The sequence below is a fragment of the Streptomyces gilvosporeus genome, from assembly GCF_002082195.1.
GTDB lineage: Bacteria > Actinomycetota > Actinomycetes > Streptomycetales > Streptomycetaceae > Streptomyces > Streptomyces gilvosporeus.
Genome location: NZ_CP020569.1, coordinates 4,797,509 through 4,812,221 on the forward strand (window position 1 = coordinate 4,797,509; position 14,713 = coordinate 4,812,221).

Annotated in this window: 11 protein-coding genes, 1 tRNA gene and 1 pseudogene; 3 read left to right on the plus strand and 10 right to left on the minus strand. The window is 68.6% G+C overall.

Annotated features, from left to right (window positions below; all coding sequences use genetic code 11):
- Positions 1-263: 263 nt before the first annotated feature.
- The 10 genes from B1H19_RS21355 to dnaA form a co-directional block, all read right to left on the minus strand.
- Complete coding sequence (locus B1H19_RS21355) at positions 264-398, minus strand: DLW-39 family protein (RefSeq protein WP_003958712.1); 135 nt, start codon at positions 396-398, stop codon at positions 264-266.
- 221 nt (positions 399-619) lie between these two features.
- Positions 620-693: transfer RNA gene (locus B1H19_RS21360), tRNA-Ile, on the minus strand.
- Positions 694-782: 89 nt separating this feature from the next.
- Positions 783-1,454, minus strand: coding sequence for a DUF3566 domain-containing protein (locus B1H19_RS21365; RefSeq protein WP_083106342.1), 672 nt, complete (start codon positions 1,452-1,454; stop codon positions 783-785).
- A gap of 15 nt (positions 1,455-1,469) precedes the next feature.
- On the minus strand, positions 1,470-4,091 hold the full coding sequence (gyrA, locus tag B1H19_RS21370) for a DNA gyrase subunit A (protein ID WP_083106345.1): 2,622 nt from the start codon (positions 4,089-4,091) through the stop codon (positions 1,470-1,472).
- Between the two features lie 50 nt (positions 4,092-4,141).
- Entirely contained in the window at positions 4,142-6,196 is a 2,055-nt protein-coding gene (gyrB, locus tag B1H19_RS21375) for a DNA topoisomerase (ATP-hydrolyzing) subunit B (RefSeq protein ID WP_083106348.1), read from the minus strand.
- Between the two features lie 431 nt (positions 6,197-6,627).
- Positions 6,628-7,161 carry a DciA family protein gene (locus B1H19_RS21380; protein ID WP_083106351.1) on the minus strand — a complete coding sequence of 178 codons (534 nt, stop codon included), beginning with the start codon at positions 7,159-7,161 and terminating at the stop codon, positions 6,628-6,630.
- A complete protein-coding gene (recF, locus tag B1H19_RS21385; RefSeq protein WP_083106353.1) occupies positions 7,158-8,294 on the minus strand; it encodes a DNA replication/repair protein RecF in 1,137 nt (378 codons plus the stop codon). Before recF ends, B1H19_RS21380 begins: the two co-directional genes overlap by 4 nt.
- A 41-nt stretch (positions 8,295-8,335) precedes the next feature.
- Complete coding sequence (gene gnd / locus B1H19_RS21390; protein ID WP_083106356.1) at positions 8,336-9,214, minus strand: phosphogluconate dehydrogenase (NAD(+)-dependent, decarboxylating); 879 nt, start codon at positions 9,212-9,214, stop codon at positions 8,336-8,338.
- Positions 9,215-9,395: 181 nt separating this feature from the next.
- Positions 9,396-10,526, minus strand: a complete 1,131-nt coding sequence (dnaN, locus tag B1H19_RS21395; RefSeq protein ID WP_083106359.1) for a DNA polymerase III subunit beta — start codon at positions 10,524-10,526, stop codon at positions 9,396-9,398.
- Positions 10,527-11,548: 1,022 nt separating this feature from the next.
- A complete protein-coding gene (dnaA, locus tag B1H19_RS21405; RefSeq protein WP_159028107.1) occupies positions 11,549-13,399 on the minus strand; it encodes a chromosomal replication initiator protein DnaA in 1,851 nt (616 codons plus the stop codon).
- 378 nt (positions 13,400-13,777) lie between these two features.
- Here dnaA and rpmH point away from each other — a divergent pair, with 378 nt between their 5' ends.
- From rpmH to yidD, 3 genes and pseudogenes are all read left to right on the plus strand, one after another.
- Positions 13,778-13,915 carry a 50S ribosomal protein L34 gene (gene rpmH / locus B1H19_RS21410; protein ID WP_003949374.1) on the plus strand — a complete coding sequence of 46 codons (138 nt, stop codon included), beginning with the start codon at positions 13,778-13,780 and terminating at the stop codon, positions 13,913-13,915.
- A gap of 23 nt (positions 13,916-13,938) precedes the next feature.
- Positions 13,939-14,298, plus strand: a pseudogene (rnpA, locus tag B1H19_RS21415) (ribonuclease P protein component); the annotation flags it as partial.
- Positions 14,299-14,393: 95 nt separating this feature from the next.
- Positions 14,394-14,711, plus strand: a complete 318-nt coding sequence (yidD, locus tag B1H19_RS21420) for a membrane protein insertion efficiency factor YidD (protein ID WP_030412278.1) — start codon at positions 14,394-14,396, stop codon at positions 14,709-14,711.
- Positions 14,712-14,713 lie beyond the last annotated feature (2 nt).

Below are 14,713 nucleotides of genomic sequence, written 5' to 3' on the forward strand. Positions count from 1 at the left end.
TCCCTCGTCCCCCTTGGGTACCGCCGTGTGCCGCGCGTTTCGTCCCGCACATCAACGCATCCGCGCACCCGCACGTCAACGCACACCGTGACGGCACATACGTCATCTTTGCTAGTGCAAGTTAGTAATGTGCTAACGCAAATTCAAGGGGTTGGCGTCGCAGCCGCGCCACAACGCGGGATCCCCTGCCGCACGGACCACGACGCACGGAACCCCGGCCGCCCAAGGGCAACCGGGGTCCGTACCTGCTGTGCGTTGCGGTCTCACACACCCGAACCTGCGGGCACGGAGTCGGTCGCCTCCGTCCACAGATCCTGCTCGGCGCGATCCGCCTGGATCTGGCGGTACACGAGGAGCCCGCCGATGGCGGCCAGTGCGACCAGGAGAAGCTTCTTCACCGCGCGACCTCGTCTTTCGTTGACGTAGGGGACCTATGTCGGCCGATGATACACACCGACCGATACCGATCGGTTATCTCTGCCGAGCCCGGCTACACCCGGCGTTCTGACCTCGCAGGAGGCTCAACTTCCGCTTCCGGTACGGCGAATCGGCCCGGCGCCTTCGTCCCCACAACGCATCGGCCCGGCCGGAGAGATCTCCGGCCGGGCCGAGTGTGCAGTGCGGCTACCAGGACTTGAACCTGGGGCCTCTTCCTTATCAGGGAAGCGCTCTAACCGTCTGAGCTATAGCCGCGCGTTCGCTGCACCGAAAGATTAGCGCACTTCAGAGGCGTTCCCAAAATCGGTTCGGCAGCGCCTCCGACGGACCCCTCACCAGGGCCGTCACTCGTCCTCGGCGAGGGTGAGCTCCACCCCGCCCACGAAGCCCGCGGACAGGTTGTAGATGAACGCCCCCAGCGTCGCCAGCGCCGTCGCCAGCACCACGTCGATCACCGCGATGATCGACGTGAACAGCAGCACCCGCGGAAGCGACAAAAACGCCTGGAGATCAAAACCGCCGCCCTCGCCCGAGCCGGTCGCCTCGCTGATCGTGCTGCCGACGGTGGAGAAGACGCCCATCGCGTTCATCACCATCCACAGCACCGAGACGGCCACGACGGTGCAGATACCCAGGGCGATGGACAGCAGGAAGCTGACCTTCATCACCGACCAGGGATCGGCGCGCGCCACCCGCAGCCGGGCCTTGCGGGTGCGCGGAACCGTACCGGCGCCCGTACGGGGCTTGCGCACGGCCTGGCTGCCACCGGTGCGGTAGGCCTGCGGAGGCTGGTAGGGCTGGCTCTGGCTGCCCTGAGCAGGCTGCTGGGGCTGCTGGGGCTCTGGTTGCGGCTGACGCGTGTCGGGCACGGTTCCCCCCTGGTTGGAGCCCTCGTCTCGGGGGCCTCCGGACGCGGCGGAGCCACGGGCGCCGTCCTTTGTCACGGTCGCGGGTCCGGACGAGGAATCCTTGCCGACTCCCGGTCCGCCCGCCGTAGCGCCCGTGGCTCCACTCACGCCCTGCTCCTCGTGCTACTCCGCCGTGGGCTCCTCGCCCTCGGCCGCCGTCGGTCCGGCTTCCGTGACCGCCTCGGTCGCCTCGGGGACGTCCCCGTCGACCTCCTCGGCCTCGCGCCCGGCCTCCGCGTTCCGTGCGATGCCGACCACGGCATCTCGCTTGCCCAGGTTGATCAGTTGGACACCCATGGTGTCACGGCCCGTCTCGCGGACCTCGTTGACCCGCGTACGAATCACGCCACCGCCCAGGGTGATCGCGAGGATCTCATCGGTCCCCTCGACCACCAGGGCGCCGACCAGCGAACCCCGGTCCTCCACGATCTTGGCGGCCTTGATGCCGAGGCCGCCGCGGCCCTGGACGCGGTACTCGTCCACCGCGGTCCGCTTGGCATAGCCGCCGTCCGTGGCGGTGAAGACGAACGTACCCTCGCGCACGACATTCAGCGAGAGCAACTGATCGCCCTCCCGGAAGCTCATGCCCTTCACACCAGAGGTGGCCCGGCCCATCGGCCGCAGCGCGTCGTCGGTCGCGGTGAAGCGGATCGACTGCGCCTTCTTGCTGATCAGCAGCAGATCGTCGGTGTCGGAGACCAGCTCGGCGCCGATCAGCTCGTCGTCGCTGCCGTCCCCCTGCTCGCGCAGGTTGATCGCGATCACACCGCCGGAGCGAGGCGAGTCGTAGTCCTTGAGCGGCGTCTTCTTCACCAGACCGGCCTTCGTGGCGAGCACCAGGTACGGCGCGGCCTCGTAGTCGCGGATCGCCAGGATCTGGGCGATCTGCTCGTCCGGCTGGAAGGCGAGCAGGTTGGCCACATGCTGACCGCGCGCATCGCGGCCCGCGTCCGGCAGCTCGTACGCCTTCGCGCGGTAGACCCGGCCCTTGTTCGTGAAGAACAGCAGCCAGTGGTGGGTCGTCGAGACGAAGAAGTGGTCGACGATGTCGTCTTCCTTGAGCTTCGTGCCCCGCACGCCCTTGCCGCCGCGCTTCTGCGAGCGGTAGTCGTCGGTCTTGGTGCGCTTCACATAGCCGCCACGGGTGATCGTGACGACGATGTCCTCCTCGGCGATCAGGTCCTCGATGGACATGTCGCCCTCGAAGGGCACCAGCTTGGAGCGCCGGTCGTCGCCGAACTTCTCGACGATCGCGGCCAGTTCCTCGCTGATGATCTGACGCTGGCGCTCCGGCGAGGCCAGGATCGCGTTGTACTCGCTGATCTTGCGCTGCAACTCGTCGTGCTCGGCGGTGATCTTCTGGCGCTCCAGGGCGGCCAGCCGGCGCAGCTGCATCTCCAGGATCGCGTTCGCCTGGATCTCGTCGATCTCCAGCAGGCCCATCAGGCCCTCGCGCGCCACCTCGACCGTTTCGCTGCGCCGGATCAGCGCGATGACCTCGTCGATCGCGTCCAGCGCCTTGAGCAGGCCGCGCAGGATGTGTGCCCGCTCCTCGGCCTTGCGCAGCCGGAACTTCGTCCGGCGGACGATGACCTCGACCTGGTGGGTGACCCAGTTGCGGATGAACGCGTCCAGCGAGAGGGTGCGCGGCACCCCGTCGACCAGGGCGAGCATGTTCGCGCCGAAGTTGGTCTGCAGGTCGGTGTGCTTGTAGAGGTTGTTGAGGACGACCTTGGCGACCGCGTCCCGCTTGAGGACGATCACCAGGCGCTGGCCGGTGCGCGAGGAGGTCTCGTCGCGGACGTCCGCGATACCGCCGATCTTGCCGTCCTTCACCAGGTCGGCGATCTTCTGGGCGAGGTTGTCCGGGTTGACCTGGTAGGGCAGCTCGGTGACGACCAGGCACTGGCGGTTCTGGATCTCCTCGACCTCGACGACCGCGCGCATGGTGATCGAGCCACGACCGGTGCGGTAGGCCTCCTCGATGCCCTTACGGCCCACGACCAGCGCGCCGGTGGGGAAGTCCGGACCCTTGACCCGCTCGATCAGCGCGTCCAGCAGCTCCTCGTGGGAGGCCTCCGGGTGCTCCAGCGCCCACTGGGCACCGGCGGCGACCTCGCGGAGGTTGTGCGGCGGGATGTTCGTGGCCATACCGACCGCGATACCGGCCGAGCCGTTGATCAGCAGGTTGGGGAAGCGGGACGGCAGGACCGTCGGCTCCTGGTTGCGGCCGTCGTAGTTGTCCTGGAAGTCGACGGTCTCCTCGTCGATGTCCCGGAGCATCTCCATCGACAGCGGCGCCATCTTGCACTCGGTGTACCGCATGGCCGCGGCCGGGTCGTTGCCCGGGGAGCCGAAGTTGCCGTTGGAGTCGACCAGCGGCATCCGCATCGACCACGGCTGCGCCAGGCGCACCAGCGCGTCGTAGATGGAGGTGTCGCCGTGCGGGTGGTACGTACCCATGACGTCGCCGACGACGCGGGCGCACTTGTAGAAGCCCTTCTCGGGGCGGTAGCCGCCGTCGTACATCGCGTACAGGACGCGGCGGTGGACGGGCTTGAGGCCGTCCCGTACGTCCGGCAGCGCACGCGAGACGATGACGGACATCGCGTAGTCGAGGTAGGAGCGCTGCATCTCCGTCTCGAGCCCGACGGGCTCGACGCGCATGCCTACGCCTTCGATGGTGGCGGGCGCGCCCTCGGCGGTCACGCCGTCCGGGGTCACAGGGGGGTTCTCGTCGGCCATGGTGGTTCAAAGTCCTTTCGAGCTGCGGCTGTTGGAAGGGCCGACAGGGCTCAGATGTCGAGGAAGCGGACGTCCTTGGCGTTGCGCTGGATGAACGAGCGGCGTGCCTCGACGTCCTCGCCCATGAGCACCGAGAACAGGTCGTCGGCACGGGCCGCATCGTCCAGCGAGACCTGGCCGAGGACGCGGTGGTCGGCGTCCATGGTCGTCACCCGCAGTTCCTCGGCATTCATCTCGCCGAGACCCTTGAACCGCTGGACCGAGTCGTCCTTGATCCGCTTGCCGGCGCGCTTGCCCTGCTCGATCAGACCGTCCCGCTCGGGGTCGGAGTAGGCGTACTCGAAGTCGTCCCGGCCCCACTTGATCTTGTACAGGGGCGGGCGGGAGAGGTAGACGTGACCGGCCTCGACCAGCGGCCGCATGAAGCGGAACAGGAAGGTCAGCAGCAGGGTGTTGATGTGCTGGCCGTCGACGTCGGCGTCCGCCATCAAGATGATCTTGTGGTAGCGGAGCTTGCTGATGTCGAAGTCCTCGTGCACGCCCGTGCCGAAGGCCGAGATCAGCGCCTGGACCTCGTTGTTCTGCAGGATCTTGTCGACCCGGGCCTTCTCGACGTTGAGGATCTTGCCGCGGATCGGGAGGATCGCCTGGTACTGCGGGTTACGGCCGGATTTGGCCGAGCCGCCGGCGGAGTCACCCTCGACGATGAAGATCTCGCACTTCTCGGGGTCGTTGGACTGGCAGTCGCTCAGCTTGCCCGGCAGCGATGCGGTCTCCAGCAGGCCCTTGCGGCGGGTCAGATCGCGCGCCTTGCGGGCGGCGACGCGGGCGGTGGCCGCCTGGATGCCCTTGCGGATGATGTCCGCGGCCTCGTTGGGGTTGCGGTCCAGCCAGTCGTTGAGGTGCTCGTGGACCACCTTCTGGACGAAGGTCTTGACCTCGGTGTTGCCCAGCTTGGTCTTGGTCTGGCCCTCGAACTGCGGCTCGGCGAGCTTGACCGAGATGATCGCCGTCAGACCCTCGCGGATGTCCTCGCCCGTGAGGTTGTCGTCCTTCTCGCGGAGCAGCTTCTTGTCGCGCGCGTAGCGGTTGATCAGACCGGTCAGCGCGGCGCGGAAGCCCTCCTCGTGGGTACCGCCCTCATGGGTGTGGATGATGTTCGCGAAGCTGTAGACACCCTCGCTGTACTGGGTGTTCCACTGCATCGCGAGGTCGACGGAGAGGTTCCGCTCCTTGTCCTCGGCTTCCACCGAGACCACCGTCGGATGCACCAGCTCGCCCTTGCGCGAGTTCAGGTACTTCACGAAGTCGACGATGCCGCCCTCGTAGTGGTACCGGACGGAGAGCGGGTTGCCCTCCTCGTCCACGTGGTCGGCGCGCTCGTCGCGCAGCGCGATCGTGAGGCCCTTGTTGAGGAACGCCATCTCCTGGAAGCGCCGGGAGAGCGTCTCGAAGCTGTACGTCGTGGTCTCGAAGATGTCCGGGTCGGCCCAGAACGTCACGGACGTCCCGGACTCCTCGGTGGCCTCGTGCTTGGCCAGCGGGGCGGTCGGCACACCCTGCTTGTACTCCTGGGTCCAGCGGTGGCCGTCCGTGCGGACCTCGACTGCCACCCGGGTCGACAGCGCGTTCACGACGGACACACCCACGCCGTGCAGACCACCGGAGACCGCGTAGCCGCCGCCGCCGAACTTGCCGCCCGCGTGCAGCACCGTCATCACGACCTCGACGGCCGGCTTGTTCTCCGACGGCACGATGCCGACGGGGATACCGCGGCCGTTGTCGACGACGCGAACGCCGCCGTCGGGCAGGATCGTCACGTCGATGGTGTCGGCATGGCCGGCCAGCGCCTCGTCGACGGAGTTGTCGACGACCTCCTGCACGAGGTGGTGCAGACCGCGCTCACCGGTCGAGCCGATGTACATGCCGGGACGCTTGCGGACCGCGTCCAGGCCTTCGAGGACGGTGATCGCACTGGCGTCGTACGACTTCTCCACCGAGGAGTCGCCCAGGACGTCGGCCGGAACCCCCTCTTCAGTGGAAGCCGTGTTGTTCTCGTTGAGGTCGCCGGAGTCGGCCACGAAGCGCCCTTTCTGGCACAGCACAAGCCCTTCCGCGCCTGCGGGGCAACCCCAGAAAAGACAGGCGAGAACGGCTGCGTCGTTCGACATGTTCCGCGAGTGGGCGGGATTGCCACCAGTCTACCGGTAGCGCTGACACTCATGGGGGTTTGCAGGCACCTGAGTCGTCATGTGCCGCCCTGAACTGACGTCCGCCGACTCCCCATATTCAAGAAGGGGCCTCAGGACGCTCACACGGGCACTCAGCGCTTCCGACTGTCAACCGCCGGCTACCGTGAGGGGCGTCTCAGGCACCCCATGCGCGGACAGCCGTCGCACGGGAGCGCGAGGCCCGCGCCGTCATCGATGTTTCACGTGAAACATCGGTCGGCGGTACGAGGCGGCAAGGCCGGGCGCGACGATGTTTCACGTGAAACATCGCCCACTGTCCGCGGCCGGGGCCTCGGCGCCGGTGTCTAGCCGTAGGTGTCGCCGGGACCCTTGCTGCCGGGCGCCCGCAGCGACCCGTACCGCCGGGCCGGGCCGCCCGGCCCCAGCACCTTGATCATCTTTACGGTGCCCTGGCCCAGGTCCTCATTGAGCCGACGCACCAGCTGGGGGGCGAGCAGCCGCAGCTGCGTCGCCCACGCCGTGGAGTCGCACTGCACGGTCAGCACCCGGGCGTCCTCGTCGTACCGCTGCGGCTCACAGTGCTGTGCGACCTCGGGGCCGACCAGCTGCGGCCAGCGCCCCATCACCCCGCCGACCGCCGCCGGCGTTTCCCAACCGCGTTCCGTGATCAGCCGGTTGATCGCCGCACCCAGGGGCAGCGGGTCACGGCCGTCCGCCCGCGCACCCGACCGCAGCCCGCCGCGGCGGGCCTGCTTCTTCTGCTGCGCGGCCGCGCCCCGGGCCCGTGCCTGTTCCTTGGCGGCCACCAGCGCCTGCCGGGCCAGATCCACTCCGGACAGCTCGGGAGGCTTGGGCCGGTCGGGAAGTTCCGCGCTCACAAGGTCACCTTTTCCACGGCGCCACCGGACACCGCATAGCGCGCCCCGACCAGCACGCCCGGCACATCGTCGTCCACCGCGGCCGTCACCAGCACCTGCTCGCCCGGCGCCACCAGCTCCGCCAGCCGCTCCCGCCGCCGGGCATCCAGCTCCGCGAAAACGTCGTCGAGGACGAGGACCGGCTCATTTCCCTCGGCCCGCAGCAGGTCGTACGAGGCCAGCCGCAGCGCCAGCGCGTACGACCAGGACTCGCCGTGACTGGCGTAGCCCTTCGCCGGGAGCTGCCCCAGCTTCAGCACCAGATCGTCGCGATGGGGGCCGATCAGCGTCACCCCGCGCTCGATCTCGCTCTTGCGGGCCTCGCCCAGCGCCGCCAGCAGCACGCCGTACAGCTCCTCGCGGCTGGATGCGCCGGCCATCGCCTCGCCCGCCGAACCGCGGTACTCCAGCGCCAGCGGCCCGCCGCCGGGCGCCAGCTGCTCATACGCCTTGTCCGCCAGCGGCTGCAGCGTGGCGATCAGGTCCAGCCGCTGCGCCAGCAGCTCGGCGCCCGCACGGGCCAGATGCTGGTCCCAAACATCCAGCGTCGACAGGTCCATCTGCCGACCGCCGTGCCGCCGCGCCAGCGCCGCCGTCTTCAGCAGGGTGTTGCGCTGCTTGAGGACACGGTCGTAGTCGGAGCGCACGCCCGCCATCCGCGGCGAGCGCGCCGTGATCAGCTCGTCCAGGAAACGCCGACGCTCCCCGGGATCGCCCTTCACCAGGGCCAGATCCTCCGGCGCGAACAGCACCGTCCGCACGATCCCCAGCACATCCCTGGGTCTGACCTGGGAGGAGCGGTTGATTCTGGCGCGGTTGGCCTTGCCCGGGTTGAGCTCCAGCTCCACCAGCTGCTGCCGCTCGCCCTGGGCGATCGCGGCGCGGATGATCGCGCGTTCGGCGCCCATCCGTACCAGCGGTGCATCGGAGGAGACCCGGTGGCTGCCGAGCGTCGCCAGGTATCCGACGGCCTCGACGAGATTGGTCTTGCCTTGGCCGTTGGGGCCCACAAAAGCCGTGACGCCCGGGTCGAGCGGGACCTCGACCCGGGCATACGAGCGAAAGTCGGCGAGCGAGAGATGCGTAACGTGCATGACGTGGTGCGCCGACCTCCCCCGGCTGCGGGTGTTGCGGGTTACTTCTTGCTCTCGACCGCGTGGCCACCGAACTGGTTGCGCAGCGCGGCGATCATCTTCATCTGCGGGGAGTCGTCCTGACGGGAGGCGAACCGCGCGAAGAGCGAGGCCGTGATCGCGGGCAGCGGCACGGCGTTGTCGATCGCGGCCTCGACGGTCCAGCGGCCCTCACCGGAGTCGGCAGCGTAGCCGCGCAGCTTCTCCAGGTGCTCGTCGTCGTCGAGAGCGTTGACGGCCAGGTCCAGCAGCCAGGAACGGATGACCGTGCCCTCCTGCCAGGAGCGGAAGATCTCGCGCACGTCCGTGACGGAGTCGACCTTCTCCAGCAGCTCCCAGCCCTCGGCGAAGGCCTGCATCATCGCGTACTCGATGCCGTTGTGGACCATCTTGGCGAAGTGGCCGGCGCCGACCTTGCCGGCGTGCACCGAACCGAACTCGCCCTCGGGCTTGAGTGCGTCGAAGATCGGCTGCACCTTGGCGACGTCGTCCGCCGCGCCGCCGTACATCAGCGCATAGCCGTTCTCCAGGCCCCACACGCCGCCGGAGACACCGCAGTCGACGAAGCCGATGCCCTTGGCCTTGAGCTCCTCGGCGTGCTTCTCGTCGTCGGTCCAGCGGGAGTTGCCGCCGTCCACGACGATGTCGCCGGGCGAGAGCAGCTCGGCCAGCTCGTCGATCGTCGACTGGGTGGCGGCACCGGCCGGCACCATGACCCAGACGACCCGCGGACCCTTGAGCTTGTCCACAAGCTCCTTGAGGCTGTCGACATCAGCCAGGTCCGGGTTGCGGTCGTATCCGACGACGGTGTGGCCGGCGCGGCGAATGCGCTCGCGCATATTGCCGCCCATCTTGCCGAGACCGACGAGACCGAGCTCCATCAGAGACCCTCTTTGCACGTAGTCGTTCGTTCGTACCCGGGTCCGAGCCTACGCCCGCGACCGCGTGCACAGCTGTGGGCTCAGGCGCTCATCGGGGGCTTGTCAGCCGGACGCCGCAAGGGCTCCGATGAGCGGCTGAGCGCTCTACGGGACTGCCGTCAGCCGCCGAGCCCCTCCCGCGTCAGCCGCTCAGCCGCACCGGCATGATCAGGTACTTGTAGGCGTCGTCCGCCTCGGCGTCCTTGGCGGGACGGCCGCTCAGCAGGGCGGGCTTGGTGGACGTCGTGAACGACAGCTGCGCCACCGGAGAGTCGATGGCCGACAGGCCCTCCAACAGGAAGCCGGGGTTGAAGGCGATCGAGATGTCGTCGCCGTCCAGGTCCGTGTCGACCCTCTCCACAGCCTGTGCATCGTCGCTGGAGCCGGCCTCCAGGATGAGCACACCCTGCTCGAAGCTCAGCCGCACCGGGGTGTTCCGCTCGGCCACCAGCGCCACACGCTTGACCGCCTCGACGAACGGCGCGGTCTCGATCACGGCGACGGAGTTGAACTCGGTGGGGAACAGCGTGCGGTACTTGGGCAGGTCGCCCTCGAGCAGGCGGGTGGTCGTACGGCGCCCGGCGCCCTCGAAACCGATCAGCCCCTCGCCCGCACCCGAGCCCGAGAGCGCCAGCGTGACGGTGTCGCCGCTGCTGAGCGACTTGGCGGTGTCCAGCAGCGTCTTGGCCGGGACCAGCGCGACCGCAGAGGCGTCCGGGCTCTCCGGCTTCCACAGGAACTCACGGACCGCGAAGCGGTAGCGGTCGGTGGAGGCCAGCGTGACGGTGTCGCCCTCGATCTCGATCCGCACGCCGGTGAGCACCGGCAGCGTGTCGTCACGGCCGGCGGCGATGGCCACCTGGGCGGCGGCAGCGGCGAAGACCTCACCGGAGACGGTGCCGGTGGCGGTGGGCATCGTCGGCAGGGACGGGTACTCCTCCACAGGCAGGGTGTGGAGGGTGAAGCGGGAGGAACCGCAGACGACGGTGACTCGTACACCGTCTGTGGAGATTTCCACCGGACGGTTGGGGAGCGCCCGGCAGATGTCGGCGAGCAGCCGGCCGGAGACGAGGACAGTGCCCTCCTCCTCGACCTCGGCCTCCACCGAGACCCGCGCCGAGACCTCGTAGTCGAAGCCGGAGAGGCTCAGCGCGCCGTCCTCCGCCTTCAGCAGGAGGCCCGCGAGGACGGGCACCGGCGGACGGGCCGGGAGGCTCTTGGCCGCCCAGGCCACTGCCTCCGCGAGTACATCGCGCTCCACCCGGATCTTCACCGGAAACCGCCTCCTGCTGTTGCTGGCTTCTACGCCCTGCTGGCTCTCGTCATCGGCTGGGTTGCCGGAGACCAGTCTGACGCACGCCGCTGACAGTCGGCGCTGCTCGGGGTCAAGTCGGCTCGGCGCTGCTCGGGCGCTCGGCGGCCAAGTTGTGCACAGCCCCCGCTTTCAAGCGAAGTCCCCGGTAGATATCCGTGGTCGTAGTAGTAGGGCCTGTGGAAACCGTGGACAACTTCCTTTGCGCAGGTCAGCGCGGCATTTTTGTCCACCGGCCCTGTGGGCGGCAGCCGTGGATAAGCGGGCGGTTCTGTGGACCGCCGAAAGTTCTGCACACCCCATGCACAGGGGACGGGCGGTTCTCCCCAGTGCCATCCCCAGCTTTACCCAGGTTCCCCACAGCCCAACCAGCCAACTTGATGTGACGGCTTTCACTCGGCCCGGTGAGCGATGGTGTCGGGTTGCCGAACAGTGGACAGGGGTGTGGAGAAGCTGGGGATCACTGGGGACAACACGGCTTCTCCTGTGGGCAGTCGGTGGACAAGTCGCGCGCCTCGTTGTGGACGAAATCTCTGTCCACAGTCTGTGGATTGCGGTTGACCACAAATCCACACCCGTCTGACCTCCCCCGATGTCTCGTCAGGTCACCGCCCTGTGGATTCCCCAGGGATAACTTTCCTCTCCCCAGGGTGTGGAGGGAAGATTCTCGCCCAATCTGTGGAGAGAGGCCGTGACCTGGTACGGAATCGAACACTGTCGGTGCGCTCCACAGGTTTGGGATGACGGCGAACGTGCGGGAGCGGCGTACCGGAGCGGCTTCGGACGGGCCCGCACGCGGCTCGTCGTCGCCACAGGACCGCCCCGCGGGCGCTGATCCGGCGGGCCGTACCGCGACCTCCCCGTACGACGAAGGACCCCGGGCGAGGCAAGCCCCCATACGACGAAGGGCGCCCCGGAAGGAGATCTCCGGAGCGCCCTCGAAGCGCCTGAGGCGGTCGGCCGCGGTCGGTCGCGGCCGGCGATCAGCCGTTCTTGATGCGGTTGGTCAGCTCGGTGACCTGGTTGTAGATGGAGCGCCGCTCGGCCATCAGCGCGCGGATCTTGCGGTCGGCGTGCATGACGGTCGTATGGTCCCGCCCGCCGAACTGCGCGCCGATCTTCGGAAGCGACAGATCGGTCAGCTCACGGCACAGATACATGGCGATCTGGCGGGCGGTGACCAGTACCCGGCTGCGCGAGGAACCGCACAGGTCGTCGACGGTCAGCCCGAAGTAGTCGGCGGTGGATGCCATGATCGCGGTGGCGGTGATCTCCGGCGCCGCGTCCTCGCCCCCGGGGATCAGATCCTTGAGGACGATCTCGGTCAGCCCCAGGTCCACCGGCTGGCGGTTGAGCGAGGCGAACGCCGTGACGCGGATCAGCGCGCCCTCCAGCTCGCGGATGTTGCGCGAGATCCGCGAGGCGATGAACTCCAGAACCTCCGGCGGCGCGTTCAGCTGCTCCTGCACCGCTTTCTTACGGAGGATCGCGATCCGGGTCTCCAGCTCGGGCGGCTGGACGTCGGTGATCAGGCCCCACTCGAAGCGATTGCGCAGCCGGTCCTCCAGGGTGACCAGCTGCTTGGGCGGCCGGTCCGAGGACAGCACGATCTGCTTGTTGGCGTTGTGCAGCGTGTTGAAGGTGTGGAAGAACTCCTCCTGCGTCGACTCCTTGCTCGCCAGGAACTGGATGTCGTCGACCAGCAGGATGTCCATGTCGCGGTAGCGCTTGCGGAACGCGTCCGCCTTGCCGTCGCGGATGGAGTTGATGAACTCGTTGGTGAACTCCTCCGAGCTCACGTACCGCACCCGGGTGCCCGGATAAAGGCTGCGCGCGTAGTGCCCGATGGCGTGCAGCAGATGGGTCTTGCCCAGGCCGGATTCGCCGTAGATGAACAGCGGGTTGTACGCCTTGGCCGGCGCCTCGGCGACCGCGACCGCGGCGGCGTGCGCAAAGCGGTTGGAGGCCCCGATGACGAAGGTGTCGAAGAGGTACTTCGGGTTCAGCCGCGCGGTGGGCTCACCGGGGCCGGTCGCCGGCGCGGGCTGCGCGGCGAGCGGGCCGGGGGCACCGCTGGGCGCGGGCAGCGTGGGGCCGCCGGACCGGCCGGGCGGCTGGTGCTCGGCCGGGTCGTGGCGCGGCGAGCGGTAGTCGTTCTGCTGGCGGGAGGGCGGCCCGGAGGCGTACGGCTCGCGCCAGGGCTCCGGGGACGAGTCGCGGTCGGGGAAGCCGCCGAGCGGCTGCTGCTGCCAGCCGTAGTCGTCGCGGGGGCCGGGGCCGCCGCCCATCGTGGTGGGGTGCTGCGGCCAGGCACCGGGCTCGTGCCTGGGCTGCTGGTAGTCGGGGTAGGCGGGCCGGACGGTGGGCAGATCGTCGCCCTGGTGCCCGTAGCCCTGCCGGGTTTCGTGCCGCGCCTCGTGCCGGTTGTCGTAGCCGTCGTAGGCGTCATGCTGCGGTTGCGCCTGATGTGACGGCTGGTGCGGGGGCTGCGGGTGCTGTTGGGCGTACGGCTGCTGCGGCGCCGGGGACGAGGGGGGCGCGGACGGGGCCGGCGGCTCCTCGGAGGAGTTGTCAACGGTGATCGCGATCCGGATCTGCCGTCCGCACTCGTGCGTGAGCGCCTTCCCGATCAGCGGTCCGAGCCGTCCTTCGAGCACGCCCTTGGCGAATTCATTGGGGACGGCCAGCAGTGCGGTGTCGGCGACCAGCGCCAGCGGCTGGGTGCGCTTGAGCCAGTCCTGGTCCTTGGGCTTGAGGCCGTCGGCCTCGGCACGCAGGAGGTGGTCGAGTACGCGCGGCCACACTGCGGCAAGATCGGCAGGGACTTCAGCCACAAGGCACGCTCTCTCACAGTCCCACGAATGTGTGATTCTCAGGACGGGCGGGAAGGAATCGGAGTTCAGCAACGGTAGTCAGGCCGGGCCTGCGGATTCAAGTTGTTGTCCACAGGCTGTGCATAGTGTGTCCTGACAAGGGCCCGCGTAAGGGGGCCCGGAGCCGGTTTGACCGGATGGCGTAGCCGCGCGTACCGTGACCAGGTCGAGTTGTCGATGGCTGCTGCCGCCTGCCTCCGATGGGCAAAGATCGCGCACTGGGCGATCTTGAAGCGGTGCACTTGGGCGTTGCGAGTCACTCGTGGGCGCACGGTGACAGCCATGGACGCCCCACATCCTGTCTCGCCCTGAGACAACAAGCATTCCTGGAGTCCCCGAGTGAGCAAGCGCACCTTCCAGCCGAACAACCGCCGTCGTGCGAAGACCCACGGCTTCCGTCTGCGCATGCGGACCCGTGCCGGCCGCGCGATTCTCGCGTCCCGCCGTGGCAAGGGTCGCGCCCGCCTGTCGGCCTGAGCAGCCTGACCTAGGTCCATGACGTGCTGCCTACCGAGCATCGGCTGAGGCGGCGCGAGGACTTTGCGACCGCGGTACGCCGGGGACGCAGGGCCGGGCGCCCGCTCCTTGTCGTGCATTTTCGTAGCGGTGCAACGGACCCGCACGCGTCGGGGGAACGTGTTTCCCCGACGCGTGCGGGTTTCGTCGTGAGCAAGGCCGTTGGTGTCGCCGTCGTACGCAACAAGGTCAAGCGGAGGCTTCGTCACCTCATGCGTGATCGGCTCGACCGGCTGCCCGCCGGTAGCCTGGTTGTCGTACGGGCCCTGCCCGGCGCGGGCGCGGCGGAGCACGATCAGCTGGCCCGCGACCTGGACGCCGCTCTCGAGCGGCTGCTGGGAGGGGTGCCGAAAGGCTGCAATCCCACCGGGGCCACGACCGGCGGCGGCTACGCCGCGGGCCCCCGGAACCCCGGACGGGACCCGGGAGGGAGCGCACAGTGAAGTACCCGCTGCTGCTTTTGATCAAGATCTACCAGTGGACCATCAGCCCCCTGCTGGGCCCGGTCTGCAAGTACTACCCGTCGTGCTCGCACTATGGCTACACGGCCATCGACCGGCATGGCGCGGTAAAAGGGACTGCGCTGACCGCCTGGCGCATCCTGCGCTGCAACCCGTGGTCGCTCGGTGGCGTCGACCACGTCCCTCCCCGGAAGCGTCCGGTCTGGCACCAGCGGCTGAGGAGTCGTCTGGGCGGGACTGCCGTCCATGAACCCGCCGCCCAGCCCGAGACTCAGCCCAACGCCCAAGGAGCCTGATT